Genomic DNA, 25,016 nt, shown 5'->3' with positions numbered 1-25,016 from the left:
GCGGTACATCGAAAGATGCAGTCCAGGACCCTTCCCCGGAATCAGGCGCGGACCGCGCCCACCGTGTTGGATGGAGCCATGGTCCTCCCCCGCCCGCGCCGCTTCGACGTGTTCATCGCCGTGGGCGGGCTGCTCGGCGGCCTGCTCCTGGTGGGCATCGGCCTGGGCAGCCGGACCCGCGACGACCCGATCACGCTCTTCGACGGCCCCTGGCCGATCCTGGTGCCGCTCGGCGTCATGTCCTGCTGCGAACTGCTGCGCCGGGCGGCCCCGCGCACGGCCCTGCTGACCGGCTCGGTCGCGATCTGCGGGGACGTCGTGACCCAGGGCAATCTGGCCACGGTCCTGATGTTCACCGACATCGTCTACGCGGCCGTGCTGTACGGCCCGCTCGCCTCCGCCCGCCGCATCCAGTGGATCACCGGCCTGCTCACGGTGTCCGCGACGCTGGTGCCGTTCGCGGTGTGGCGCAAGCCGGAGGCGCTGCTGATCGGCGTGGTCGTCGGTGTCGTGGCGTACGGCCCCGCCGCCACGGGCTGGATCGTCCGCAACCACCGTGACGCCGCCGAGGCCGCCCGGCTGCGCGCGGAACAGACCGCGCTGCTCGCCGAGATGGACCGCGCCCAGGCGGTCGTTGCCGAACGCTCCCGCATGGCCCGCGAGTTGCACGACATGGTCGCCAACCATCTCTCCGCCATCGCCATCCACTCCACGGCCGCGCTCTCCCTCGACGACCCGAAGACCTCCCAGGAGGCGCTGTCGGTCATCCGCGAGAACAGCGTCGAGGGCCTCGCCGAGATGCGCCGGCTCATCGGCATCCTGCGCGACGCCGGCGGCGACAAGGAGCCGGTCGCCGCACCCACGCTCGACGGCCTCGACGCACTGGCCGCGGGCGCCCGCACCAACGGCCTCGACGTCCACCTCGACGCAGACCCCGGCACCGTCCCCGCCCCCGTCGAACTGGCCGCCTACCGCATCGTCCAGGAGTCGCTGACCAACGCCCTCAAGCACGCCTCCCCGGGCCGCGTCACAGTCGCGCTCGCCCAGCGGGGCGGCAGTCTCACCGTCGCCGTGACCAGCCCGTTCGGTGACCGTGACGGGCCGCGCGCACCCGGCTCGGGCGCCGGTCTGGTCGGGATGCGCGAGCGCGTCGCGCTGCTCGGCGGCGACTTCGAGGCGGGACCCGTGGACGACCCGGACTCCGCGGCGGGCAAGATCTGGGTCGTACGCGCCACGCTTCCGCTGACCGAAGGAGACCCCGCATGATCCGTGTGCTCGTCGCCGAGGACCAGTCAGCCGTCCGCGCCGGGCTGGTCCTCATCCTGCGCAGCGCGCCCGACATCGACGTGGTCGGCGAGGCGGCGGACGGTGAGCAGGCGGTGGAACTGGCCCGGGAACTCAGGCCCGACCTGGTCCTGATGGACATTCAGATGCCGCGCCTGGACGGGGTGTCGGCCACCCGCAAGGTCGTCGAGCAGCGGCTCGCGGACGTGCTCGTGCTGACCACCTTCGACCTCGACGAGTATGTGTTCGGGGCGCTGCGGGCGGGCGCGTCCGGGTTCCTGCTGAAGAACACCGACGCCCGCGACCTGCTGGAGGCGGTGCGCACGGTGGCGCGCGGCGAGGGCCTCATCGCCCCGGCCGTCACCCGGCGTCTGATCTCCGAGTTCGCCGCCAAGCCCGTACGGGAGCCGACGGCCGATCCGTCCGTCCTGGACAGCCTGACCCGCCGCGAACGCGAGGTGCTGTCCTGCCTGGGCGAGGGCCTGTCCAACGCCGACATCGCGGCCCGGCTCCAGATGGCCGAGGCGACGGTGAAGACGCATGTCAGCCGCCTGCTGGGGAAGCTGGAGCTGCGCAGCCGGGTCCAAGCGGCCGTACTGGCGCAGGAGTTGGGGATCTGACGGACCGAGTCCGGACCGAGTCCGGGACTCAATGGTCAACTGGTCCAGACCTATTGACCGGTGGTCCAGACCTTTCTATTCTCACCCCACCATGAGTGGGCGTGAGGCTCAGTCATGCCCCCTGACTCCACAACAAGGAGGCGCAGCATGCGCTTCAGACACAGAGCCGTGGCGGGGTTCGCGACCCTGCTGCTCCCGCTGGCCGGTCTGGTCGGCCTCGCGAGCCCGGCCGAAGCCGCGACATCCGCCACCGCCACCTACGCCAAGACCCAGGACTGGGGCTCCGGCTTCGAGGGCAAGTGGACGGTGAAGAACACCGGCACCACGTCCCTCAGCTCCTGGACCGTGGAGTGGGACTTCCCCTCCGGCACCTCCGTCACCTCCGCCTGGGACGCCGACGTCACCTCCTCCGGCACCCACTGGACCGCCAAGAACAAGTCCTGGAACGGCACCCTCGCCCCCGGCGCCACCGTCTCCTTCGGCTTCAACGGCGCCGGCTCCGGCTCCCCCGCCAACTGCAAGCTGAACGGCGGCAGTTGTGACGGCGGCACCACCGAACCCGGCGACAGCGCCCCGAGCGCCCCCGGCACTCCCGCCGCCTCCGACATCACCAACACCTCGGTGAAGCTGTCCTGGAGCGCCGCCACCGACGACAAGGGCATCAAGAACTACGACGTCCTGCGCGACGGCGCCAAGGTCGCGACCGTCACGACCACGTCGTACTCCGACACCGGCCTGACCGCCGGCACCGACTACTCCTACACGGTCCAGGCCCGCGACACCGCCGACCAGACCGGCCCGGTCAGCGGCGCCCGCGCGGTGCGCACCACCGGCGGCACCACCGACCCGCCGCCCACCGGCGACAAGGTCAAGCTCGGCTACTTCACCGAGTGGGGCGTCTACGGCCGCAACTACCACGTCAAGAACCTGGTGACCTCGGGCTCCGCCTCGAAGATCACCCACATCAACTACGCGTTCGGCAACGTCAAGAACGGTCAGTGCACCGTCGACGACACCTACGCCGCCTACGACAAGGCCTACACCGCCGACCAGTCCGTCAGCGGCGCCGCCGACACCTGGGACCAGCCGCTGCGCGGCAACTTCAACCAGCTGCGCCAGCTGAAGGCCAAGTACCCGCACATCAAGGTGCTGTACTCCTTCGGCGGCTGGACCTACTCCGGCGGCTTCGGCCAGGCTGCGGCCAACGCGGCCGCGTTCGCCAAGTCCTGCAAGTCCGTCGTGGAGGACCCGCGCTGGGCCGATGTCTTCGACGGCATCGACATCGACTGGGAGTACCCCAACGCCTGTGGCCTGACCTGCGACACCTCCGGCCCCGCCGCCTTCAAGAACCTGATGTCGGCACTGCGCACGGAGTTCGGCCCGAACTACCTGGTCACCGCGGCCATCACCGCCGACGGCTCCTCCGGCGGCAAGATCGACGCGGCCGACTACGGCGGCGCCTCGCAGCACCTCGACTGGTACAACGTGATGACGTACGACTACTTCGGCGCCTTCAACGCGCAGGGCCCGACCGCCCCGCACTCGCCGCTCACCTCGTACGCCGGTATCCCGCAGGCGGGCTTCAACTCGGCCGACGCGATCGCCAAGCTCAAGTCCAAGGGCGTACCGTCCGCCAAGCTGCTCCTCGGCATCGGCTTCTACGGCCGCGGCTGGACCGGCGTCACCCAGGCCGCACCCGGCGGCACGGCGACCGGCGCGGCTCCCGGCACCTACGAGGCCGGCATCGAGGACTACAAGGTCCTGAAGAACTCCTGCCCGGCGAACGGCACCATAGCCGGCACCGCGTACGCGTACTGCGGCAACAACTGGTGGTCGTACGACACCCCGTCGACGATCGCCGGGAAGATGTCCTGGGCCAAGAACCAGGGCCTCGGCGGCGCGTTCTTCTGGGAGTTCAGCGGCGACACCAGCAACGGTGAGCTGGTGACCGCCATCAACAGCGGGCTCAACTAGCAGGCCAGTTAAGCGACATTGACGCGCTGACCGGGCGGGGCTGCCTCAAGCCACGCGAGAAATCCGGTCAGCGCGTCTTCGCTCATGGCGAGTTCGAGACGCGTGCCCCGGTGCAGACAGGTAAGGATCACCGCGTCGGAGAGCAGCGCCAGCTCCTCCTCGCCGTCGGGGACGCGACGGCCGGCCACCTCGATCGCGGAGCGCTCCAGGATGCGGCGGGGGCGGTAGGCGTAGGAGAAGACGCGGTACCACTCGATGCGGTCGCCGTTGTAGCGGGCGACGCCGTAGCTCCAGCCCTTGCCGCTGGTGTCGGGTTTCTCCGGCACGTCCCAGCGCAGGGAACAGTCGAAAGTGCCGCCCGAGCGCTGGATGAGTCTGCGGCGCAGGCCGAAGACGAACAACCCCAGCACCACAAGGGCGACGACGATTCCGCACACAGTCAGAGCGAGGACCATCGGCACCGACCTCCTCGTCTCCTAGGTAACGGAACGGAAAAAACTTCCATATCTGCCTCAGCCGCGACCGGCACCGGATTGCTCCGGTCCCAGCCGCGGCTGAGTGACGTCATCGCGTGCGCTCCCCCAGAGCCTAAAGGGCCCGGGAGGTAACCCCATGGGTCAGCGCGCCGTCGCCGCCCGCAGGCGGACCTCCGCGCGGCGCTCGGCGGAGGCGTCGTCCGCCCCCTTCGCGCGCTCGAGTGCCCGCTCCGCGCGCTGGACATCGATCTCGTCCGACAGCTCGGCGATCTCGGCCAGCAGCGACAGCTTGTCATCCGCGAACGAGATGAAACCGCCGTGCACGGCGGCGATGACGGTGCCGCCATCACTCATACGGATGGTCACCGGGCCCGACTCCAGCACACCGAGCAGCGGCTGGTGACCGGGCATGACGCCGATGTCGCCGGACGTGGTGCGCGCGACGACCAGGGTGGCCTGGCCCGACCAGACCTCACGGTCGGCGGCGACCAGCGCGACGTGCAGCTCAGCAGCCAAGGTGGCTCCTCGGGTCACCACCCGGCGGGTTCTGCCGGGTGTTGGTTACAAGTCTAGTAGGCGTGGAAGAGGGGGCGGGACGAACCCCCGCCCCCTCGTCAAGAGCTCAATGGCTCACAAGCACCGGTGCGTCAGGAGACGCCCAGTTCCTTAGCGTTCTTCTTGAGGTCCTCAAGACCACCGCACATGAAGAACGCCTGCTCCGGGAAGTGGTCGAACTCACCGTCGCAGATCGCGTTGAACGCGGTGATCGACTCGTCCAGCGGCACGTCGGAGCCGTCCACACCGGTGAACTGCTTGGCGACGTGGGTGTTCTGGGACAGGAAGCGCTCGACGCGGCGGGCACGCTGGACGACCAGCTTGTCCTCCTCGCTGAGCTCGTCGATACCGAGGATCGCGATGATGTCCTGGAGGTCCTTGTACTTCTGGAGGATCCCCTTGACGCGCATGGCGGTGTTGTAGTGGTCCTGCGCGATGTAGCGCGGGTCCAGGATCCGGGACGTGGAGTCCAGCGGGTCCACGGCCGGGTAGATGCCCTTCTCGGAGATCGGACGGGACAGAACCGTCGTCGCGTCGAGGTGGGCGAAGGTGGTGGCCGGGGCCGGGTCGGTCAGGTCGTCCGCGGGGACGTAGATCGCCTGCATCGAGGTGATCGAGTGACCACGGGTCGAGGTGATGCGCTCCTGGAGGAGACCCATCTCGTCGGCCAGGTTCGGCTGGTAACCCACCGCGGAGGGCATACGGCCGAGCAGGGTCGACACCTCGGAACCGGCCTGCGTGAAGCGGAAGATGTTGTCGATGAAGAACAGCACGTCCTGCTTCTGCACATCGCGGAAGTACTCCGCCATGGTCAGACCGGCGAGGGCCACGCGCAGACGGGTGCCCGGGGGCTCGTCCATCTGACCGAAGACCAGCGCGGTCTTGTCGATGACGCCGGACTCCGACATCTCCTCGATGAGGTCGTTGCCCTCACGGGTGCGCTCGCCGACACCGGCGAACACGGAGACACCGTCGTGGTTGTTGGCGACGCGGTAGATCATCTCCTGGATGAGCACCGTCTTGCCGACGCCGGCACCACCGAACAGACCGATCTTTCCACCCTTGACATACGGGGTGAGAAGGTCGATGACCTTGACGCCGGTCTCGAACATCTCGGTCTTCGACTCGAGCTCGTCGAAGTTCGGCGCCTTGCGGTGGATGCCCCAGCGCTCGCCGTCGTACTTCTCGTCGGCGTTCAGCACCTCACCGAGGGTGTTGAACACCTTGCCCTTGGTGAAGTCGCCGACGGGCACCGTGATGGAGGCACCGGTGTCGGTGACCGGGGCCTGGCGGACCAGACCGTCGGTGGGCTGCATCGAGATCGTGCGGACCAGGCCGTCACCCAGGTGCTGGGCGACCTCCAGGGTCAGCGTCTTCTTCGCGCCGTCCTGGGCCGGGTCGGCCACCTCGACGTGGAGGGCGTTGTAGATCTCCGGCATGGCGTCGACGGGGAATTCCACGTCGACGACCGGGCCGATGACCCGGGCGACGCGGCCCGTGGCCGTCGCGGTCTCAACAGTGGTGGTCATTAGCGGTCACTCCCCGCGGTCGCGTCGGCCAGGGCACTGGAGCCACCGACGATCTCGCTGATTTCCTGGGTGATTTCGGCCTGGCGGGCCGCGTTGGCAAGACGGGAGAGCGTGTTGATCAGCTCGCCCGCGTTGTCGGTGGCCGACTTCATCGCGCGCCGCGTGGCGGCGTGCTTCGAAGCCGCCGACTGAAGCAGCGCGTTGTAGATACGGCTCTCGACGTACCGCGGCAGCAGGGCGTCGAGGACGTCCTCCGCCGAGGGCTCGAAGTCGTACAGCGGCAGGATCTCGCCCTTGCTGGGCGCCTCCTGCGCGACCTCTTCGAGGCTGAGCGGCAGGAGCTGGGCGTCCAGCGCCTGCTGCGTCATCATCGAGACGAACTCGGTGTAGACGATGTGGAGCTCGTCCACGCCGCCCTCCGCCGTGTCCTTCTCGATGACCTCGATCAGCGGGGCCGCAACCTTCTTGGCGTCCGCGTACGTGGGCTCGTCGGTGAAACCGCTCCACGACTCCGCGATCTTGCGCTCACGGAAGTTGTAGTGCGCCACACCACGGCGGCCGACGATGAAGACGTCGACCTCCTTGCCCTCGCGCTCCAGGCGCGCGGTCAGCTGCTCCGCCGCCTTGATGGCGTTGGAGTTGAAGGCGCCGGCGAGGCCACGGTCGCTCGTGAGGAGCAGCACCGCGGACCGCGTGACCGTCTCGGCCTGCGTGGTCAGCGGGTGCTTGGTGTTCGAGCCGGTGCCGACCGCCGTGACCGCGCGGGTGAGCTCGGTCGCGTACGGCGTGGAGGCCGCCACCTTGCGCTGCGCCTTGACGACGCGCGAGGCGGCGATCATCTCCATCGCCTTGGTGATCTTCTTGGTCGCGGTGACGGATCGGATGCGACGCTTGTAGACCCGGAGCTGGGCTCCCATGAGTCAGGTCCCTTCCTTACGTCACTTGGCCGCGGCCGGGGCGTCCTCGCCGAGAAGCTTGCCGTCCGCGGTCTCGAACTGCTTCTTGAACTCCGCGATGGCGTCAGCAACGGCGGTGAGGGTGTCGTCCGACATCTTGCCGCCCTCCTTGATGGAGGTCATGAGGCCCTGCTCCTTGCGGTGCAGGTACTCCAGGAGCTCCTTCTCGAAGCGGCGGATGTCGGCGACCGGCACGTCGTCCATCTTGCCGGTGGTGCCGGCCCACACGGAGACGACCTGGTCCTCGGTGGACATCGGCTCGTACTGGGCCTGCTTCAGCAGCTCGACCATGCGCTGACCGCGCTCCAGCTGCGCCTTCGACGCGGCGTCCAGGTCGGAACCGAAGGCGGCGAACGCCTCCAGCTCACGGAACTGGGCGAGGTCGACGCGCAGACGGCCGGAAACCTGCTTCATCGCCTTGTGCTGCGCGGAACCACCGACTCGGGAGACGGAGATACCGACGTTCAGCGCGGGGCGCTGACCGGCGTTGAACAGGTCCGACTCCAGGAAGCACTGGCCGTCGGTGATGGAGATGACGTTGGTCGGGATGAACGCCGAGACGTCGTTGGCCTTGGTCTCGACGATCGGCAGACCCGTCATCGAGCCCTTGCCCATCTCGTCGGAGAGCTTCGCGCAGCGCTCCAGCAGACGGGAGTGCAGGTAGAAGACGTCACCCGGGTAGGCCTCACGGCCCGGCGGGCGGCGCAGCAGCAGGGACACGGCGCGGTAGGCGTCGGCCTGCTTCGAGAGGTCGTCGAAGATGATGAGGACGTGCTTGCCCTCGTACATCCACTGCTGACCGATGGCCGAACCGGTGTACGGCGCCAGGTACTTGAAGCCGGCCGGGTCGGACGCCGGGGCGGCGACGATGGTCGTGTACTCCAGCGCGCCGTTCTCCTCCAGCGCACCGCGGACCGACGCGATCGTCGAGCCCTTCTGGCCGATGGCGACGTAGATGCAGCGGACCTGCTTGTTCGGGTCGCCGGTGCGCCAGTTGTCACGCTGGTTGATGATCGTGTCGACGGCCAGCGCGGTCTTGCCGGTCTGACGGTCGCCGATGATCAGCTGACGCTGACCACGGCCGATCGGGGTCATTGCGTCGACGGCCTTGTAGCCGGTCTCCATCGGCTCGTGCACCGACTTGCGCACCATGACGCCCGGAGCCTGCAGCTCCAGGGCACGACGTCCGCTGGTCTCGATCTCGCCGAGGCCGTCGATCGGGTTGCCGAGCGGGTCGACGACGCGGCCGAGGTAGCCCTCGCCGACGGCCACGGAGAGAACCTCACCGGTGCGCTGCACCGGCTGACCCTCCTCGATGCCGCTGAACTCACCGAGGACGATGGCACCGATCTCGCGCTCCTCGAGGTTGAGGGCGAGGCCGAGGGTGCCGTCCTCGAACTTCAGCAGTTCGTTGGCCATGGCCGAGGGCAGGCCCTCGACCTTCGCGATGCCGTCGCCGGCAAGGGTGACCGTACCGACCTCCTCGCGCGAGGCCGCGTCCGGCTTGTACGACTGGACGAAGTTCTCCAGCGCGTCCCGGATCTCCTCCGGCCGGATCGTGAGCTCCGCCATCTGGGTTCCCTGCTCTCCTTGTTGGGCCCGAAGTTTCACTTTGGGGGGATGGGGACTCCCCCCGAAAAAGAGGTGAATCCTCTACACGGCCCAACATGGGCCGTCGTAAGTCCGTACTGCTCTTGCTTATGAAGTTGCTGCTAGCCCGCCAGTCGGCGGCCGGCGTCCTCGATGCGGTCCGCGAGGGAGCCGTTGATGACCTCGTCGCCGACCTGCACCCGCATTCCGCCGACGACCTCGGGGTCCACGTCGAGGTTGAGGTGCATCCTGCGGCCGTAGAGCTTGGCGAGGGCGGCGCCCAGGCGCTGCCTCTGCCCGTCACTCAGCGGCACCGCCGAGGTGACCACGGCCACCATGCGGTCCCGGCGCTCGGCGGCGAGCTTGGACAGGGACTCCAGTCCCGACTCCAGGCTACGTCCACGCGGCGCGGTCACAAGACGCGTCACCAGACGCTCGGTGGTCGCCTTGGCCCGACCGCCGAGCAGGCTGCGCAGCAGCTCGCTCTTGGCCGAGGTGGTGGCGGCGCGGTCGGTGAGCGCGGCGCGCAGCGCGGTGTTCGAGGAGACGATCCGGCCGAACCGGAACAGCTCGTCCTCGACGTCGTCGAGCGTGCCCGCCCTCTGCGCGGCGGTGAGGTCGGCGGTGTCCGCCAGCTCCTCCAGCGCGTCCACCAGGTCGCGGGACTGCGACCAGCGGGAGCGCACCATGCCGGCCAGCAGGTCGGTGGCCTCGCCGCCGACCTGGTTGCCGAGCAGGCGCTGGGCCAGGTCGGCCTTGGCCTCGCCGGCCTGCGCCGGGTCGGTCAGGACCCGACGCAGCGACACCTCGCGGTCGAGCAGCGCGGTGACGGCGGCCAGCTCGTCGGCGAGCCGTCCGGCGTCGGCGGACGTGTTGTCCGTCAGCGCGTCGAGTCGCTCGCGTGCGGCTGCCAGGGCCTCGCGGCTCGCTCCGTTCATCGTCCCGCCTCGGCCTTCTCCTCGAGCTCGTCGAGGAAGCGGTCGATGACGCGGCTCTGCCGGGCGTGGTCCTCGAGGGACTCGCCGACGAGCTTGCCTGCCAGGTCGGTGGCGAGCTTGCCGACGTCCTGGCGAAGCACGGACGACGCGGCCTTGCGGTCGGCCTCGATCTGGGCGTGACCGGCGGCGACGATCTCCTCGCGCTGCCGCTGGCCTTCCGCGCGCATCTCGGCGATGAGCGTGGCGCCCTGCTCCTGCGCCTCCTGGCGCAGCCGCGCGGCCTCGTGCCGGGCCTCGGCGAGCTGGGCCTTGTACTGCTCGAGGACGCTCTGGGCCTCGGTCTGCGCGGCCTCGGCCTTCTCGATACCGCCCTCGATGGCCTCGCGACGCTCTTCCAGAACCTTGTTGATGTTCGGAAGGAGCTTCCAGGCGAGGAAGCCGAAGACGATGACGAAGGCGATGAGGCCGATGACAAGCTCAGGAATCGGCGGGATGAGGGGGTTCTCGGTCTCCCCCTCAGTGGCCGCCAGAATGAGCAGCTGGCTCATGTCGTTGCCTTTCGTCTGGATTGCTGGTCGTCAGCCTGAAGTGATCAGGAGCCGTAGACGAACGGCATAACCAGACCGATCAGGGCAAGCGCCTCACAGAAGGCGAAGCCGAGGATCTGGTTGGCGCGGATCAGGCCGGCGGCCTCGGGCTGACGGGCCAGGGCCTGGGTGCCGTTGCCGAAGATGATGCCGACGCCGACGCCGGGGCCGATGGCGGCGAGACCGTAGCCGATGGAGCCGAGCGCCTTGAGGTCACCGGTGACAGCGGCGAGAGTCTGGGACATGCCAGTTCTTCCTTCTCTTTCAAGGACCGGTGGGGGTTGGCCACCGGACGACTGTGGGGTGGGAGTGGCGGTGCTCAGTGGTGCTCGGCGAGCGCGCCCTGGATGAAGGTGCAGGTCAGGAGCACGAAGACGTACGCCTGAAGGGCCTGCACGAAGAGTTCGAAGGCCGTCATCACGATGACCATGATGAAAGAGACACCCGCGTAGGCGATTCCGATGCCGTTGAGCAGGTACCAGCTGGCGATCGTGAACAGCAGCAGCAGGGTGTGGCCCGCGAACATGTTCGCGAACAGTCGCACCGCGTGGGTGAACGGCCGGACCAGCAGGTTCGAGAAGAACTCGATGGTCATGGAAAGCGGCAGCACCGGGCCCAGCGTCTTGTCGTAGCCCGTGAAGTTCTTGAAGGCACCGACGAATCCGTGCCGCTTAAAGGTCAGCGAGACCCACAGGATGTAGACGATCAGAGCCAGGACGATGGGATACGCAATGATCGATGTCACCGGGAACTGCGCGATCGGCACGATCGACCAGAGGTTCATCATCCAGATGAAGAAGAACAGCGAGACGACCAGCGGAACGTACTTCTCGCCCTCCTTCTTGCCGATCGTCTCGTAGACGACACCGCGGCGGATGAAGTCGTAGCCCGCCTCGGCGACCATCTGGAACTTGCCCGGCACGACCTTCGGATTACGGAAGGCCGCCCAGAAGAAGCCGATCACGATGACCGAGCCGAGCAGCGCCAGCAGCATCGTCTTGTTGAAGTAGACGTTGCTGTCGCCGTCGCCCCAGAGGGGCTCGAACAGGAACGAGTGCAGGCCGGGAGCCGGGAAGCCACAGRCGTCGAAGATGTGGCAGTCGGTCTCGAAGGCGAGCACCTGCGTCGGGTCAGCACTCACCGCGGGCTCCTTCAGCGTGGCGCATAGGTACGGCAACCTCGTTGTGTCGGCGCGGCGCGCAGCCGCGGTTCGGCACGGGACTGGTGTTACGGATATGGGGGCGGCTGGGGGGCATCTCGCCTCGCGATTGAGCAGGCGTCAGCTCAGATGCCCGCGCCCGCGATGCCGCAGTTGGCACCGGACGATAGCAGGACTTCTCGAGCGCCCTTATCCCGCCCCTACCTCTCACGACGAGTGCCCGGTCTTTTCGGACTTGCCGTCCTTCGAGGAGGTGTCCGAATCGGGTTCGACGTAGAGGATCTTGGCTTTCATGTGGGCCCGCGCCTGCATGGCGATCCACACCAGGGTGGTGCCGAGCAGCGTGAACGCGAAGACCCGCGGGTTGAACAGCGTCGTGTTCTTGAACGCGGCCATGAAGATGAACAGCAACAGGATCTGCGCCGCGTACAGCATCAGGCCCATTGCCTGGAACAGATGCGGAAGCGATTTGGCAGTGCGCTGAAGTACGTAGAGACCGAGCCCCATGAAGAGGATCACGACCAGCGTCGCGACGACGGCCCCGATCGCTCCCTTGCCACCGGCGACCACGCCACTGACGACGGCGGCGACAGCGCCGACGACGGCTGTGGGCACGGCGGCCTGGAGCAGGGTGCGGGCGTCATTGGACGGCATGGCGGCAACTCCGCTTTCACGGTGGGGGCAGGGTGTCGTCATGGACGAGCGTAGTCCCGGGCTGAGAGAGAACCTCACGCCGGTGGACCGTCGCACTTCGGTCCGATCGGCTCTGTCCCGGGTTCTCGTGAACCGTATCACAAACTATTTGATGAGGTCTTTACCTGAGAGGTGTGCTCACTGTCACACATGAGAGTGAAGGTGCACGTCTGTGCAGGAAGGTTGCCGTCTTGTCTGGTATTGGGACGCTTCGTTCCCCCATGACTTGGCAATGCTCTAGTCAGATTCTTACCTTGGCGTTCTCTTACCCGACCGTCAGCGCGACGTTCCGGCCTTACGCCGGTCCAGCAGGCGCGAACGGGCACCGATCGCGGTAGCCCCGTTGACGCGGGAGACCCCGGCGGCGACCGGAGTGCGCGGCTGCTCCCCGGCCTCGTCCGACCCCTCTTCGGCACAGGCCTCGGCACCCGCGGTCTGCGGCGTGGTGGCCGCGGGCTCGGCGAGGGCGGCGCCGCGGCGGTAGCGCGGCGGCACGAAGGCCTCGGCCCAGCGGGGGGCACGCGGCGTGAAGCGCGGGAGCAGCAGCAGGACCAGGCCGATGAAGCTGAGGAACACCACACTCAGCACGATCCACATGGACGCCGAGTTCACGGAGTAGGCGAGCGCGCCGAAGGCGATCAACGCCGACCAGAAGTACATGATCATCACCGCGCGGCTGTGGGAGTGGCCGATCTCCAGCAGCCGGTGGTGGAGGTGGCCGCGGTCGGCGGCGAACGGCGACTGGCCGCGCCAGGTGCGGCGCACGATCGCCAGCACCAGGTCGGCGGCCGGGATCGCGATGATCGTCAGCGGCAGCAGCAGCGGGATGTAGACCGGCACCGTCTGGTGCACGGCCGCCTTCTCGGAGCCGGCGAACAGCTTCAGCGCGTCCGGGTCGACCTGACCGGTGATGGAGATGGCGCCCGCGGCGAGGACCAGGCCGATCAGCATCGAGCCGGAGTCGCCCATGAAGATCCGCGCGGGGTGCATGTTGTGCGGCAGGAAGCCGAGGCACATGCCCATCAGGATCGCGGAGAACAGGGTGGCCGGGGCGGCGGCCTCGATGCCGTACGACACCCAGACGCGGTAGGCGTAGAGGAAGAACGCGGCCGACGCGATGCAGACCATGCCGGCCGCGAGGCCGTCCAGGCCGTCGACGAAGTTGACCGCGTTGATGGTGATGACGACCAGGGCGACGGTGAGCAGGGTGCCCTGCCACTGGGTCAGCGCGACATTGCCGACGCTGGGGATGGGCAGCCACAGGATCGTCAGACCCTGCATGACCATGACGCCGGCGGCGATCATCTGGCCGCCCAGCTTGATCAGGGCGTCGATCTCGAACTTGTCGTCCAGGACGCCGATCAGCCAGATGAGCGCCGCTCCGGAGAGCAGCGCCCGCGGTTCGTTGGACTTCTCGAAGACCGTACTGAGGTTGGTCAGGTGGTCGGCGACCAGCAGGCCGGCGCACAGGCCGAAGAACATGGCGATACCGCCGAGCCGCGGAGTGGGTTCGCGGTGCACGTCGCGTGCCCGGATCTCCGGCATGGCTCCGGCCACGATCGCGAACTTACGTACCGGCCCTGTCAGCAGGTACGTCACCGCGGCCGTGATGCAGAGCGTCAGGAGGTATTCACGCACGGGCTTCCCCACAAGTCTCGCTGGCCATCTCAGCCCCACACCCTAGCGACGTACGCATACGCGACGCATATGTGTGGGGACTTCCGGGTAGCGACGATGGTTGCACGTGTGGCTGTGTGCGCAGGTGCGTCTACCCCGCCTCAGCCGGGATACGGCGGAAATCTACCTGTGAGCTCCCGCACTTCTTCACGTGCCTTCTGGGTTTCGGTCCCGCCCCTCAGCACGCTCGCCAGCAGCGCGGCGAGCCACGCCATCTCCTCCTCCCCCATGCCCTGGGTCGTGACGGCCGCGGTGCCCAGGCGCAGGCCGCGGGCGTCGCCGTGCGGCAGCGCGCAGCAGTCCAGCACCATCCCGGCCGCCGCGAGCCGGCCGCGCGCATCGCGGCCGTCGACGCCGAGCGGTGCGGGGTCGGCGGTGATGAGGTGGGTGTCGGTCCCGCCCGTGGTGACGACGAGCCCCTCCTCGGCGAGGCCGGCCGCCAGGGTCCGCGCGTTGGCGACCACCTGATGGGCGTACACGGCGAACGCCGGCGTTGCCGCCTCCCCGAAGGCGACGGCCTTGGCGGCGATGGTGTGCATCTGGGCGCCGCCCTGGGTGAAGGGGAAAACGGCGCGATCGACGCGCTCGGCGAGGTCCGAGCCGCACAGGATCATCCCGCCGCGGGGCCCGCGCAGCACCTTGTGTGTGGTGGCACACACGACATCGGCGTACGGCACCGGACTGGGCGCCGCTCCCCCGGCGACGAGCCCCATGGGGTGGGCGGCGTCGGCGATGAGATACGCGCCCACTTCGTCGGCGATGTCGCGGAAGGCGGCGTAGTCGATGTGGCGCGGGTAGGCGATGGACCCGCACACGAGGGCCTTGGGCCGGTGGTTGCGGGCGAGGGTGCGCACCTGGTCGTAGTCGATGAGCCCGGTCTCGGCGTCCACCCCGTAGCCGACGAAGTCGAACCAGCGGCCCGAGAAGTTGGCCGGCGAGCCGTGCGTGAGGTGTCCGCCGTACGGCAGCCCGAGCGCGAGGACGGTGTCGCCGGGCCGCAGCAGCGCGGCGTAGGCGGCGAGGACGGCCGAAGACCCCGAGTGGGACTGCACGTTGGCGTGCTCGGCCCCGAACAGCGCCTGGGCCCGCTCCACGGCGAGCCGCTCGGCGACGTCGACCATCTCGCACCCGCCGTGGTAGCGGGCGCCCGGGTATCCCTCGGCGTACTTGTTGGCCAGCGCCGATCCGAGGGCCGCCAGCACGGCCGGCGACGTGAAGTTCTCCGCGGCGACGAGCTGGAGCGTCGTCGACTGCCGGTCGAGCTCCCCGAGCAGGATGTCGGCGAGCTGTGGGTCCTGACGGCGCAGGACATCGGCCTCGAGGGTAGGGCTGACCGACATGATGGGCTCCGGGCGTGCGTCGACGGTGACGTACGTCCAATGTAGGCCCGGCTCCCCGGGGACGCCCGGTTGTCAGGTCCTTGCGGGTACTCCGGTGAGCGCGGTGACGACCGGATCCAGCGCCTCGTGTATCTCGTCGCCCACCGAACGGAAGAACGTCAGGGGCGCCCCGTACGGGTCGTACACCTCGTCCGCCTCCGCCGTGGGTGCCAGGAGCCACCCGCGTAGAGCCGCCGCCGCGCGGACCAGGGCGCGTGCGCGCAGGACCACGCCCTCCTCCAGAGGAGGGAGCGTCGCGGGGTCTATGGCGCGGACCAGGCGGGTGAACTCCTTCAGGGTGAAGGTGCGCAGGCCCGCCGAGTGGCCCATGGAGATGACCTGGGCGCGGTGGTCGCGGGTGGCCGTGAGGACCAGGTCGGCCATGATGACGTGCTCGTCGAGGAGCTCGCGGCCGACGAAGCCGGAGGCGTCCGCGCCGAAGTCGGCGAGGACGGTCTCCGCGTTGGATTCCATGGAGGCGCCCTCATGGCCCCAGGTCCCCGCGCTCTCCACGATCAGCGAGCCGCCCAGCACACCGAGCCGCTGCGTCACGAAATGACGGGTCAGCCGCTCGGTGATCGGCGAGCGGCAGACGTTTCCGGTGCTGACGTGGAGGATGCGGAAGCTGTCGCGCGGGAGTCCCACGAAGGTCGTCGTGATCTCCGCCGCGCTTTCCCCGTTGCCTATGCCACGCCCCGCGTTAGGGGCTGTCAATTCGCCACCTCGAGGTCGGGGACGACCTTCCGCAGATCCTCCGCGGTGAGGGCACCGGCCCGCAGAAGGAGGGGGACCTCACGGGTGACGTCCACGATCGAGGAGGGGACGTTGCCGGGGGTCGGGCCGCCGTCCAGGTAGACCGAGACCGAGTCGCCGAGCATCTCCTGCGCGGAGTCGCAGTCCTCCGGCGCGGGGTGACCGGTCAGGTTCGCCGACGACACGGCCATCGGGCCGAACTCCGTCAGCAGCTCGATGGCGACCGGGTGCAGTGGCATGCGCACGGCAACCGTGCCCCGGGTGTCGCCCAGGTCCCACTGGAGGGACGGCTGGTGCTTGGCGACCAGCGTCAGCGCGCCCGGCCAGAAGGCGTCGACCAGCTCCCAGGCCAGCTCGGAGAAGTCGGTGACGAGACCGTGGAGCGTGTTCGGGGAGCCGATCAGGACAGGGGTGGGCATGTTGCGGCCCCGGCCCTTGGCCTCCAGCAGATCGCCCACGGCCTCCTTGGAGAACGCGTCGGCGCCGATGCCGTACACCGTGTCGGTCGGAAGGACCACGAGCTCGCCACGGCGGACGGCGGACGCGGCCTCACGCAGACCGGTCGTGCGGTCGGTCGCGTCATTGGTGTCGTATCGCCGTGCCATATCTAGCGGGCCTCCTCGTACACGAAGTACACGTGCTTCCGGGAAAGAGTCTGGGGGGCGGCGGTCACGGCAACGCCTTACGGGCGGTCGCGAACCGGGGGCGGTTGTTGAGGTCGGGGTGGTCGGCCGCGTCGGCCCAGCCCCGCTCCTCGGTGAAGATCCACGGCACCTGGCCGCCCTGGGTGTCGGCGTGCTCGATGACGACGACGCCACCGGGGCGCAGGAGACGGTGTGCGGTGCGCTCCAGGCCGCGGATGAGGTCCAGGCCGTCCTCCCCCGAGAACAGGGCGAGTTCGGGATCGTAGTCCCGCGCCTCCGGAGCGACGTACTCCCACTCGGTCAGCGGGATGTAGGGCGGGTTGGAGATGACCAGGTCCACCTGGCCGTCGAGGTCGGGGAACGCGTCCAGGGCGTTGCCCTGCCGCAGGTCGACCCTGGACCCCTCGACGTTCTTCCGCGTCCACACCAGGGCGTCCTCGGACAGCTCCACGGCGTGCACGCGCGAGCGCGGGACCTCCTGGGCGAGGGCGAGCGCGATGGCGCCCGTGCCGGTGCACAGGTCGACGATCGAGGGCTCGACGACGTCCATCGCGCGCACCGCGTCTATGGCCCAGCCGACCACCGACTCGGTCTCCGGGCGGGGCACGAACACGCCCGGCCCGACTTGGAGTTCGAGATAGCGGAAGTACGCCCGCCCGGTGATGTGCTGGAGCGGCTCGCGCTGCTCACGGCGGGCGATGACCTCCCAGTAGCGGGCGTCGAAGTCCGCGTCCTTCACGGAGTGCAGCTCGCCCCGCTTCACGCCGTGCACGAACGCGGCGAGCTCCTCCGCGTCGTTGCGCGGCGAGGGCACGCCGGCGTCCGCCAGCCGCTGGGTGGCCTGTGCCACCTCCGCGAGCAGCACGCTGCGGGGGCTTGGGGTCCGCCCCCCGATGAATTGCTGCACGCAAGTCCTCCGTGTCGTACTCGTACGTGCGTACGTCCCGTACGCCCTTACGCAGCCGCCAGCTTCGCCGCCGAGTCCGCGTCGACGCAGGCCTGGATCACCGCGTCGAGTTCGCCGTCCAGGACCTGGTCCAGGTTGTACGCCTTGAAGCCGACGCGGTGGTCCGAGATGCGATTCTCCGGGAAGTTGTAGGTACGGATCTTCTCGGAGCGGTCGACGGTGCGGACCTGGCTGCGGCGGGCGTCGGCGGCTTCCTTCTCGGCCTCCTCCTGCGCCGCGGCGAGCAGCCTGGAGCGCAGGATACGCATCGCCTGCTCCTTGTTCTGAAGCTGGCTCTTCTCGTTCTGGCAGGAAGCGACGACTCCGGTCGGAATGTGCGTGATGCGCACGGCGGAGTCGGTGGTGTTGACGGACTGACCACCCGGGCCGGACGACCGGTACACGTCGATGCGGAGGTCGTTCGGGTTGATCTCGACCTCGATCTCCTCGGCCTCGGGCGTGACCAGCACACCGGCCGCGGAGGTGTGGATACGGCCCTGGGACTCGGTCGCCGGGACGCGCTGCACCCGGTGCACGCCACCCTCGTACTTCAGCCGGGCCCAGACGCCCTGCCCGGGCTCGGTCGCGCCGTTCCCGCCCTTGGTCTTCACCGCGACCTGGACGTCCTTGTAGCCGCCGAGCTCGGACTCGGTCGAGTCGATGATCTCGGTCTTCCAGCCCACGCGCTCGGCATAGCGCAGGTACATACGCAGCAGGTCACCCGCGAACAGCGCGGACTCGTCCCCGCCCGCCCCGGCTTTGATCTCCAGAATGACGTCCTTGTCGTCACTCGGGTCGCGCGGGACGAGCAGGAGGCGCAGCTTCTCGGTCAGCTCGTCGCGCTGCTTGTCGAGCTCCTTGACCTCGGCCGCGAAGTCCGGGTCGTCGGCAGCGAGTTCGCGTGCGGTCTCGATGTCGTCGCCGGTCTGCTTCCAGGAGCGGTACGTGGCGACGATCGGGGTGAGCTCGGCGTAGCGCTTGTTGAGCTTGCGCGCGTTCGCTTGATCGGAGTGCACCGACGGATCGGCGAGCTTCGTCTCCAGGTCGGCGTGCTCAGTGACCAGTTCCTCGACGGCCTCGAACATCTTGGGCTCCTGTGTGAATACGTATGTGAAGGGCGGGCGACCAAAAACGCCGGTCCCGGCGCGCCTGAGGTAGGGCGCGGCCGTGGACCGGCGAATTGGGGCTCGCTACTTCTTGGAGCCGGCGGCCTTGCCGAAGCGGGCCTCGAAGCGGGCCACACGGCCACCGGTGTCGAGGATCTTCTGCTTGCCCGTGTAGAACGGGTGGCACTCGGAGCAGACCTCGGCACGGATGGCGCCGCTGGAGATCGTGCTACGGGTGGTGAACGAGGCGCCACAGGTGCAGCTGACCTGCGTCTCGACGTACTCGGGGTGGATGTCGCGCTTCAAGGTGTCTCCTAGTTTCGGGAGGGCGCCGGGTCGCTGCCGCGGGATACGGGAGCGTGAACCGGAGCCGACGTACCAGTCTGCCAGGACTGGGGCCATCCCCCAAAACCGGGGGTTGCCGTGAGGTATTCCCGGCGCCTCTAACCGGCGCTGACGACACCGTTGGCATCGCCCTTCGCCGTGCCTTCGGTGGCGCTCTTCGGGATCGCCTTGTCGGCCTTCAATGCCTCCCACACCTGCTTCGCCTTCGCCTCGGCCACGATGACCCGGTTCGGGTCCGCCGGGTCGTACTGGACCGGCATCGTGACCATGGACATGTTCTTGGAGCTGATGCCCTTGAGGCCGCCCGCAAAGGACATGAGCCGGTTGACCGAGCCCAGGTCGGAGTCCGTCGTCACCGTCTTGGTGGCGGTGTCGGCCAGGTCGAACAGCCTCTTGGGGTTGCCGAAGAGGTTGATGTCCTTCATCTGGTCGATCAGCGCCTTGATGAAGGCCTGCTGGAGCTGGATGCGGCCGAGGTCGGAGCCGTCGCCGACGCCGTGCCGCGTGCGGACCAGGCCGAGGGCCTGCTTGCCGTTGAGCTGATGCGTGCCGGCCTTGAGATCGAGGTGGCTGTCGGGGTCCTTGATGTCCTTGGTGGTGGTGACCTCGACACCGCCGAGCTCGTCGATGAGCTTCTGGAAGCCGGAGAAGTCGACCTCCAGATAGTGGTCCATGCGGATGCCGGTGACGGACTCGACGGTCTTCACCGTGCAGGCGGCGCCGCCCGTGGAGTACGCCTCGTTGAACATCACGCCGGACGCCGCGTCGTGCGTGTTGCCGTCGGTGTCGGTGCACTCGGGGCGGTCGATGAGGGTGTCGCGCGGGATCGAGACCACGCTGGCCTTCTTGTGGCCTTCGTAGACGTGCAGGATCATCGCCGTGTCCGAGCGGGCGCTGCCGTCGTCGGCGCCGCCCCCGAGCTCCTTGTTGCCGCCGGAGCGGGTGTCCGAGCCGAGGACGAGGATGTTCTCCGAGCCGTTGTCGACCTTCTCGGGCCGGTCGGTGCCGAGGGCCTGGTCGATGTCGACGCTCTTGAGGTTGCCGTTGAGCTTGAAGTAGAGGTACCCGGCTCCGGCGCCGCCCAGGACCACGATCCCGGCGGCCGTCCAGGCCATGATCCGCAGGCCCTTGCGCTTGTCGCGCGGCTTGCGGCGGCGGCCCTTGGCGCGGTGGCGCTGGCCGTTGGTGCCGGACTCACCCGGTATGCCGGGCTCCGGCGTGCTCTCGGCGGACACTGTGCTCCTCGCTTGTCGTCCCGGTCGGTTACCCCCTGCTTTCAGGGTCAGGCATGGCCCAAATGGCCCTTACCGCACCATCGTCACCCCGTCCGGTCAGACGGGGAAACCCGGGACAGGGTTGCACAACGGACTGTGCCCACCACCTGTCAGGTGATGGGCACAGTCCGTAGTCGGCGATACCGGGTATGCCGGTCTCACCTGCGATTTCAGCCGAAGATGTCGTACTGCTTGAAATCAGTGCCGACGGACTTCGGTGTGGCAAAGATCTCGCTCGTGGCCTTTCCGGTGCCCGGGTACAGATAGAGCGTGCCGGAGGAGTTGCGGGCCAGGAAGTCGGCCTTGCCGTCGCCGGTGACGTCACCGACGGCGTCGAAGCCGGTGTAGGTGGACCAGGTGCGCACCTTGACGCGGGTGGCGAACGCGCCGGTGCCGGCCTTGCCGGTGCCCTTGAACAGGTAGATGTAGCCGCCGGACGAGCTGCGCGCGATCAGGTCGGCCTTGCCGTCGCCGGTGAAGTCGCCGTGGCCGCGCAGGGAGTTGTAGCTGTTGAAGCCCGTGCCGGACTTCACCGGGGTGGCGAAGGTGCCGTTGCCCTTGCCCGCGTAGATCCACAGGGCGCCGGCGGAGTCGACCGACAGCAGGTCGGGCAGGTAGTCGCCGGTGACGTCACCCGGTGCCACGATGCGGGTACGGGTCTTCCAGTTGCTGAAGATCGTCTTGGTCGCCCAGGTGCCGCTGGCCGGCACGAAGTGCGCCCAGAACATGGCCCCGTCGGAGCTGCGCCGGAACACCAGGTCCTGGTAGCCGTCCCGGTCGAGGTCGGTCTGCAGGACGACGTTGACGCCGCTCCAGTCGCCCCAGGACTCGCGCGCGGCGAAGGTGGTGCCGTTGGAGTCCTTCGAGTAACCGGTCTTGGTGGAGGCGTTGCGCAGCCACATGTCGGCCCGGTGGTCACCGCTGATGTTGGTGTCCTCGATCCGCGGGTAGGCGGCACCGACGTAGGAGGTGACCTTGGCGAACACGCTGTACGCGCCCTTGGCGACGCAGTCCTGCACGCCCCAGGAGACGACACCGGCGATACGGCCGTTCACGACGAGCGGGCCGCCGGAGTCGCCGTTGCAGGCGGACACGGTCCCGCTGTCGCTGCCGGTGGCCGGGTTGCCCGCGCAGACCATGTGGCCCTTGACGAAGTCGGTGCCGTAGTAGCCCGCGCAGGTGGTGTCGGACTGGACGGGCAGCGTCGCCGACTTCAGCGTCTGCGAGATGTCCTGGCTGGTGGAGCTGGTGCGGCCCCAGCCGTAGACCTTGGCGTTCGTCCCGGCGGCGTACGAGGCGGTGTCGCCGGACGTCGTCATGCGGATCGGCGTCGCCTTGACCGGATTGGCCAGGGTGATGACGGCGATGTCGTTGTCGATCGTCGCCGCGCTGTACGACGGGTGGTTCCACTGCCGGTGCGGCAGCGTGACGGTGCCGCCGTGCAGGTCGCTGTTGCCGGCGTCGTCGGTGGTCGGGAGCTGGTTGGTGCCGGTGATGACGGCGCCGTAGTTGTACCAGTCGTAGCCCTTGACGCAGTGCGCGGCGGTGAGGATCTTCGTCGGCGCGACGACGGCGCCGCCGCAGAAGAAGCCGAGGTCGTCGGCCTCGTCGGTGGTGCCCTGGTCGTCGTAGTACCAGAGCTGCGCCATCCAGGGCGCCGAGGTGATGCTGGTCGTGGTACCGCCGATGACCATGGGGCTCACGGTCGAGTCATCGGCGGAGCCGCTGGTGTCGGCGCCGTACGACGACTTCTTCGCCGTCTCCCCCGCGGTGTCGTCACCGGCGACGGCGCCCGCGACGCGCCGCTCCAGCTCGGCGAGCGAGGCCGAACTGGTGGCGGGCTTCACGGTGGGCTCGGGCAGCGCGGTCGCGGCCCCCGCGGACGAGGTGAGCAGCGCGGCGGCGACGGCAGCGGCGAGGCCGGCGGCGGCGACGGGCAGCCCGAAACGTATCCGGCGTCTGTGACGACCGCTGCCGGACGTGGTGGTGGTCAAGAAAGTCCCCCCAGAGACACTTGAGTCGGAAGGGACGCACAGATGCGTCCGTTCCTATCAGCGCCAAAAGGCCGCTCCCCGTCACTGTTTGACGGGGAGCGGCCTTTGTCGGATCGCTTCTGATCAGTCGCCGTTGCCGGGGGACGGCGTCGTCTTCTGGATCTGCAGCAGGAACTCGCCGTTCGACTTCGTCTGCTTCATCTTGTCGAGCAGCAGCTCGATCGCCTGCTGCTGGTCGAGCGCGTGCAGCACCCGGCGCAGCTTCCAGACGACGGCGAGCTCGTCGTTGCCGAGCAGGATCTCTTCCTTACGGGTGCCGGACGCGTCCACGTCCACCGCCGGGAAGATGCGCTTGTCGGCGAGCTTCCGGTCGAGCTTGAGCTCCATGTTGCCGGTGCCCTTGAACTCCTCGAAGATCACCTCGTCCATGCGGGACCCGGTGTCGACCAGCGCGGTCGCGAGGATGGTCAGCGAGCCGCCGTCCTCGATGTTGCGGGCCGCACCGAAGAAGCGCTTCGGCGGGTAGAGGGCCGTCGAGTCGACACCACCGGACAGGATGCGGCCGGAGGCCGGGGCGGCGAGGTTGTACGCACGGCCCAGACGGGTGATCGAGTCGAGCAGCACGACGACGTCGTGACCCAGCTCCACCAGACGCTTGGCGCGCTCGATGGCGAGCTCGGCGACCGTGGTGTGGTCCTCGGCCGGACGGTCGAAGGTCGAGGAGATGACCTCGCCCTTCACCGACCGCTGCATGTCGGTGACCTCTTCCGGACGCTCGTCGACGAGGACGACCATCAGGTGGCACTCGGGGTTGTTGTGCGTGATCGCGTTGGCGATCGCCTGCATGATCATGGTCTTGCCGGTCTTCGGCGGGGCCACGATCAGACCGCGCTGGCCCTTACCGATCGGCGACACGAGGTCGATGATGCGGGTGGTCAGCACGCCCGGGTCGGTCTCCAGACGGAGCCGGTCCTGCGGGTACAGCGGGGTCAGCTTGTTGAACTCCGGGCGGCCACGGCCGTGTTCGGGCGCCATGCCGTTGACGGAGTCCAGGCGGACCAGCGCGTTGAACTTCTCGCGCCGCTCGCCTTCCTTGGGCTGACGGACCGCGCCGGTGATGTGGTCGCCCTTGCGCAGGCCGTTCTTGCGGACCTGGGCGAGGGAGACGTACACGTCGTTCGGGCCCGGCAGGTAGCCGGAGGTCCGGATGAAGGCGTAGTTGTCGAGGATGTCGAGGATGCCCGCGACCGGGATCAGGACGTCGTCCTCGTTGATCTGCGGCTCGGAGGCGATCTCGTCGCGGCCACGACGGCCACGGCGGTCGCGGTAACGCCCGCGACGGCCACGACGGCCACCCTCGAAGTCGTCGTCGTCCTGCTGCTGCTGGCCACGGTCCTGACGACCGCCGCCCTGCTGCTGGTTCTGCTGCTGACCGCGCTGGCCACCCTGCTGGTCGTCACCCTTGCGACGGTCACCGCGGTCACCGCGGTCACCGCGCTCGCCGCGGTCACGGTCGCGGCCGCGCTCACGGCGGTCACGACGACGGCCCTCGCCGCCCTCACCGGCGTCGCCCTTGGCGTCGCCCTGCGACTGCGCGGGCGTCTCGGCCTTCGGCTCGCTCTTCGCCTCGGCGGCGACCGTCTCGGGGGCGGCCGCGGGGGCACCGGCATCGGCGGTGGCGCGGCGACGGCGGCGCTCGGTCGGGGCGTCGTCTCCCCCACGCTCGGCTTCGCTCGCGCGGGAGGGGCCCCCGGCCGGCTGGCCGGGAATCTCGATCTGCTGCTGGGCCGCGGCCTTCTCGGCGGGGGCCTCAGCCGCCTTCTCCGCCTTCTTCTCGGCGTCGTCGCCGGTACGGGCCTTGGAGGTGGCGCGGCGCTTGGGCTTGGTCTCGGTCGCGGCCTCCGTCTTGGGAGCCGCGGCACCTCCCCCGGCCTGCGCCTCCTTGATGACCTCGATCAACTGGCTCTTGCGCATGCGCGCCGTGCCCCTGATGCCGAGGCCGGAGGCGACCTGCTGCAGCTCTGCCAGCACCATGCCCTCGAGGCCGGTACCGCGGCGCCGCCGGGAGCCTGCACCGGTGGCAGGCGCGGAGGCGTCCGTGGCGGGCGCGGCAGCGGTCTCCTCGACACGTGCGCCCATCAGATCGGTGGTGTCGCTCACGAAGGGTCCTTCCCTGGAGCGGACGTCGGCCTGTCTGGCTCGGCGACCGGTTGTGCTGTCCGGCTTCGGTCCCTGGTGTGTGGACCGTGCCGGGGCGGTGGTCCGCCAAAGCGGCGGAAGAAATATCTGGTGATGACGCTTCCCAGAGCCGTGGCACGGAGTGTCTGTGTCACTCGGCTCGGTCGCGCCGGTTCCGGAGCGTGCCCGGCAGGTCGCTCAGCGCCCGCGTACGTCGTACGGAACACAGTGCGACTTGGGAGGCTCCCGGAAGAATGTCTGTCCCGGACGGGGACACGAAGCACCTCGCCATGGTGGGGTCGGGTGCAGACTTGAGGTTAACACTACCGGATCCAACAAACATTCCCCCTCTCGAAATC

23 protein-coding genes are annotated in these 25,016 nt (G+C 68.7%); 3 read left to right on the top strand and 20 right to left on the bottom strand.

Annotation, left to right across the window (positions count from 1 at the left end; genetic code table 11):
• Positions 1 to 78: 78 nt before the first annotated feature.
• From EAO75_RS05000 to EAO75_RS04990, 3 genes are all read left to right on the top strand, one after another.
• A complete protein-coding gene (locus tag EAO75_RS05000; RefSeq protein WP_410092200.1) occupies positions 79 to 1,266 on the top strand; it encodes a sensor histidine kinase in 1,188 nt (395 codons plus the stop codon).
• Positions 1,263 to 1,904 carry a response regulator gene (locus tag EAO75_RS04995; protein WP_147993757.1) on the top strand — a complete coding sequence of 214 codons (642 nt, stop codon included), beginning with the start codon at positions 1,263 to 1,265 and terminating at the stop codon, positions 1,902 to 1,904. The genes EAO75_RS05000 and EAO75_RS04995 overlap by 4 nt, the downstream gene beginning before the upstream one ends.
• A gap of 147 nt (positions 1,905 to 2,051) precedes the next feature.
• The gene (locus EAO75_RS04990; RefSeq protein ID WP_147993756.1) at positions 2,052 to 3,878 is read left to right on the top strand and encodes a glycoside hydrolase family 18 chitinase; all 1,827 of its coding nucleotides are present in this window, start codon (positions 2,052 to 2,054) and stop codon (positions 3,876 to 3,878) included.
• Positions 3,879 to 3,886: 8 nt separating this feature from the next.
• Here the strand turns inward: EAO75_RS04990 and EAO75_RS04985 are convergent, their stop codons facing one another.
• The 20 genes from EAO75_RS04985 to rho form a co-directional block, all read right to left on the bottom strand.
• Positions 3,887 to 4,333: a DUF2550 domain-containing protein gene (locus EAO75_RS04985; protein WP_062709764.1), complete on the bottom strand. Its 447-nt coding sequence runs from the start codon at positions 4,331 to 4,333 to the stop codon at positions 3,887 to 3,889.
• A gap of 162 nt (positions 4,334 to 4,495) precedes the next feature.
• Positions 4,496 to 4,870 carry a F0F1 ATP synthase subunit epsilon gene (locus tag EAO75_RS04980; RefSeq protein WP_147993755.1) on the bottom strand — a complete coding sequence of 125 codons (375 nt, stop codon included), beginning with the start codon at positions 4,868 to 4,870 and terminating at the stop codon, positions 4,496 to 4,498.
• A 131-nt stretch (positions 4,871 to 5,001) separates the two neighbouring features.
• The gene (atpD, locus tag EAO75_RS04975) at positions 5,002 to 6,438 is read right to left on the bottom strand and encodes a F0F1 ATP synthase subunit beta (protein WP_147993754.1); all 1,437 of its coding nucleotides are present in this window, start codon (positions 6,436 to 6,438) and stop codon (positions 5,002 to 5,004) included.
• Complete coding sequence (locus EAO75_RS04970; RefSeq protein WP_147993753.1) at positions 6,438 to 7,355, bottom strand: F0F1 ATP synthase subunit gamma; 918 nt, start codon at positions 7,353 to 7,355, stop codon at positions 6,438 to 6,440. The genes atpD and EAO75_RS04970 overlap by 1 nt, the downstream gene beginning before the upstream one ends.
• Before the next feature lie 21 nt (positions 7,356 to 7,376).
• On the bottom strand, positions 7,377 to 8,966 hold the full coding sequence (gene atpA / locus EAO75_RS04965; protein ID WP_147993752.1) for a F0F1 ATP synthase subunit alpha: 1,590 nt from the start codon (positions 8,964 to 8,966) through the stop codon (positions 7,377 to 7,379).
• Between the two features lie 140 nt (positions 8,967 to 9,106).
• On the bottom strand, positions 9,107 to 9,922 hold the full coding sequence (locus EAO75_RS04960; protein ID WP_147993751.1) for a F0F1 ATP synthase subunit delta: 816 nt from the start codon (positions 9,920 to 9,922) through the stop codon (positions 9,107 to 9,109).
• On the bottom strand, positions 9,919 to 10,470 hold the full coding sequence (locus EAO75_RS04955; RefSeq protein WP_147993750.1) for a F0F1 ATP synthase subunit B: 552 nt from the start codon (positions 10,468 to 10,470) through the stop codon (positions 9,919 to 9,921). The genes EAO75_RS04960 and EAO75_RS04955 overlap by 4 nt, the downstream gene beginning before the upstream one ends.
• A gap of 44 nt (positions 10,471 to 10,514) precedes the next feature.
• Positions 10,515 to 10,754 (bottom strand): ATP synthase subunit C, encoded by a 240-nt coding sequence (locus EAO75_RS04950; RefSeq protein ID WP_005311859.1) that lies wholly within the window; start codon positions 10,752 to 10,754, stop codon positions 10,515 to 10,517.
• Positions 10,755 to 10,828: 74 nt separating this feature from the next.
• Positions 10,829 to 11,650 carry a F0F1 ATP synthase subunit A gene (gene atpB, locus EAO75_RS04945; protein WP_147993749.1) on the bottom strand — a complete coding sequence of 274 codons (822 nt, stop codon included), beginning with the start codon at positions 11,648 to 11,650 and terminating at the stop codon, positions 10,829 to 10,831.
• Between the two features lie 225 nt (positions 11,651 to 11,875).
• On the bottom strand, positions 11,876 to 12,322 hold the full coding sequence (locus tag EAO75_RS04940; RefSeq protein ID WP_147993748.1) for a hypothetical protein: 447 nt from the start codon (positions 12,320 to 12,322) through the stop codon (positions 11,876 to 11,878).
• A gap of 315 nt (positions 12,323 to 12,637) precedes the next feature.
• Positions 12,638 to 13,999, bottom strand: coding sequence for an MraY family glycosyltransferase (locus EAO75_RS04935; protein ID WP_147993747.1), 1,362 nt, complete (start codon positions 13,997 to 13,999; stop codon positions 12,638 to 12,640).
• Positions 14,000 to 14,139: 140 nt separating this feature from the next.
• A complete protein-coding gene (glyA, locus tag EAO75_RS04930) occupies positions 14,140 to 15,378 on the bottom strand; it encodes a serine hydroxymethyltransferase (RefSeq protein ID WP_147993746.1) in 1,239 nt (412 codons plus the stop codon).
• Between the two features lie 72 nt (positions 15,379 to 15,450).
• Positions 15,451 to 16,131: a protein-tyrosine-phosphatase gene (locus EAO75_RS04925; protein WP_147993745.1), complete on the bottom strand. Its 681-nt coding sequence runs from the start codon at positions 16,129 to 16,131 to the stop codon at positions 15,451 to 15,453.
• A complete protein-coding gene (locus EAO75_RS04920) occupies positions 16,128 to 16,775 on the bottom strand; it encodes an L-threonylcarbamoyladenylate synthase (RefSeq protein ID WP_147993744.1) in 648 nt (215 codons plus the stop codon). Before EAO75_RS04920 ends, EAO75_RS04925 begins: the two co-directional genes overlap by 4 nt.
• 64 nt (positions 16,776 to 16,839) lie before the next feature.
• The gene (prmC, locus tag EAO75_RS04915; RefSeq protein ID WP_147994293.1) at positions 16,840 to 17,679 is read right to left on the bottom strand and encodes a peptide chain release factor N(5)-glutamine methyltransferase; all 840 of its coding nucleotides are present in this window, start codon (positions 17,677 to 17,679) and stop codon (positions 16,840 to 16,842) included.
• A gap of 89 nt (positions 17,680 to 17,768) precedes the next feature.
• Positions 17,769 to 18,845, bottom strand: a complete 1,077-nt coding sequence (gene prfA, locus EAO75_RS04910; protein ID WP_147993743.1) for a peptide chain release factor 1 — start codon at positions 18,843 to 18,845, stop codon at positions 17,769 to 17,771.
• A 105-nt stretch (positions 18,846 to 18,950) separates the two neighbouring features.
• Positions 18,951 to 19,172, bottom strand: a complete 222-nt coding sequence (gene rpmE, locus EAO75_RS04905) for a 50S ribosomal protein L31 (RefSeq protein ID WP_145867232.1) — start codon at positions 19,170 to 19,172, stop codon at positions 18,951 to 18,953.
• Between the two features lie 137 nt (positions 19,173 to 19,309).
• Positions 19,310 to 20,446, bottom strand: a complete 1,137-nt coding sequence (locus tag EAO75_RS04900; protein ID WP_147993742.1) for an LCP family protein — start codon at positions 20,444 to 20,446, stop codon at positions 19,310 to 19,312.
• Positions 20,447 to 20,655: 209 nt separating this feature from the next.
• The gene (locus EAO75_RS04895) at positions 20,656 to 22,437 is read right to left on the bottom strand and encodes a trypsin-like serine protease (protein WP_147994292.1); all 1,782 of its coding nucleotides are present in this window, start codon (positions 22,435 to 22,437) and stop codon (positions 20,656 to 20,658) included.
• 165 nt (positions 22,438 to 22,602) lie between these two features.
• Entirely contained in the window at positions 22,603 to 24,639 is a 2,037-nt protein-coding gene (gene rho, locus EAO75_RS04890; protein ID WP_147993741.1) for a transcription termination factor Rho, read from the bottom strand.
• Positions 24,640 to 25,016: the final 377 nt, after the last annotated feature.

This window comes from Streptomyces sp. UW30, assembly GCF_008042075.1.
Lineage (GTDB): Bacteria > Actinomycetota > Actinomycetes > Streptomycetales > Streptomycetaceae > Streptomyces.
Note: the sequence above shows the minus strand (reverse complement) of the source record. Positions and strands in the feature narration are given on the sequence as shown.

What these genes read in the sequence shown, in the direction of transcription:
- EAO75_RS05000 (WP_410092200.1), top strand. Translation starts at nt 79, where the DNA reads ATGGTCCTCCCCCGCCCGCGCCGCTTCGACGTGTTCATCGCCGTGGGC.
- EAO75_RS04995 (WP_147993757.1), top strand. Translation starts at nt 1,263, where the DNA reads ATGATCCGTGTGCTCGTCGCCGAGGACCAGTCAGCCGTCCGCGCCGGG.
- EAO75_RS04990 (WP_147993756.1), top strand. Translation starts at nt 2,052, where the DNA reads ATGCGCTTCAGACACAGAGCCGTGGCGGGGTTCGCGACCCTGCTGCTC.
- EAO75_RS04985 (WP_062709764.1), bottom strand. Translation starts at nt 4,333, where the DNA reads ATGGTCCTCGCTCTGACTGTGTGCGGAATCGTCGTCGCCCTTGTGGTG.
- atpD (WP_147993754.1), bottom strand. Translation starts at nt 6,438, where the DNA reads ATGACCACCACTGTTGAGACCGCGACGGCCACGGGCCGCGTCGCCCGG.
- EAO75_RS04970 (WP_147993753.1), bottom strand. Translation starts at nt 7,355, where the DNA reads ATGGGAGCCCAGCTCCGGGTCTACAAGCGTCGCATCCGATCCGTCACC.
- atpA (WP_147993752.1), bottom strand. Translation starts at nt 8,966, where the DNA reads ATGGCGGAGCTCACGATCCGGCCGGAGGAGATCCGGGACGCGCTGGAG.
- EAO75_RS04960 (WP_147993751.1), bottom strand. Translation starts at nt 9,922, where the DNA reads ATGAACGGAGCGAGCCGCGAGGCCCTGGCAGCCGCACGCGAGCGACTC.
- EAO75_RS04955 (WP_147993750.1), bottom strand. Translation starts at nt 10,470, where the DNA reads ATGAGCCAGCTGCTCATTCTGGCGGCCACTGAGGGGGAGACCGAGAAC.
- EAO75_RS04950 (WP_005311859.1), bottom strand. Translation starts at nt 10,754, where the DNA reads ATGTCCCAGACTCTCGCCGCTGTCACCGGTGACCTCAAGGCGCTCGGC.
- EAO75_RS04940 (WP_147993748.1), bottom strand. Translation starts at nt 12,322, where the DNA reads ATGCCGTCCAATGACGCCCGCACCCTGCTCCAGGCCGCCGTGCCCACA.
- glyA (WP_147993746.1), bottom strand. Translation starts at nt 15,378, where the DNA reads ATGTCGGTCAGCCCTACCCTCGAGGCCGATGTCCTGCGCCGTCAGGAC.
- EAO75_RS04920 (WP_147993744.1), bottom strand. Translation starts at nt 16,775, where the DNA reads ATGGCACGGCGATACGACACCAATGACGCGACCGACCGCACGACCGGT.
- prfA (WP_147993743.1), bottom strand. Translation starts at nt 18,845, where the DNA reads ATGTTCGAGGCCGTCGAGGAACTGGTCACTGAGCACGCCGACCTGGAG.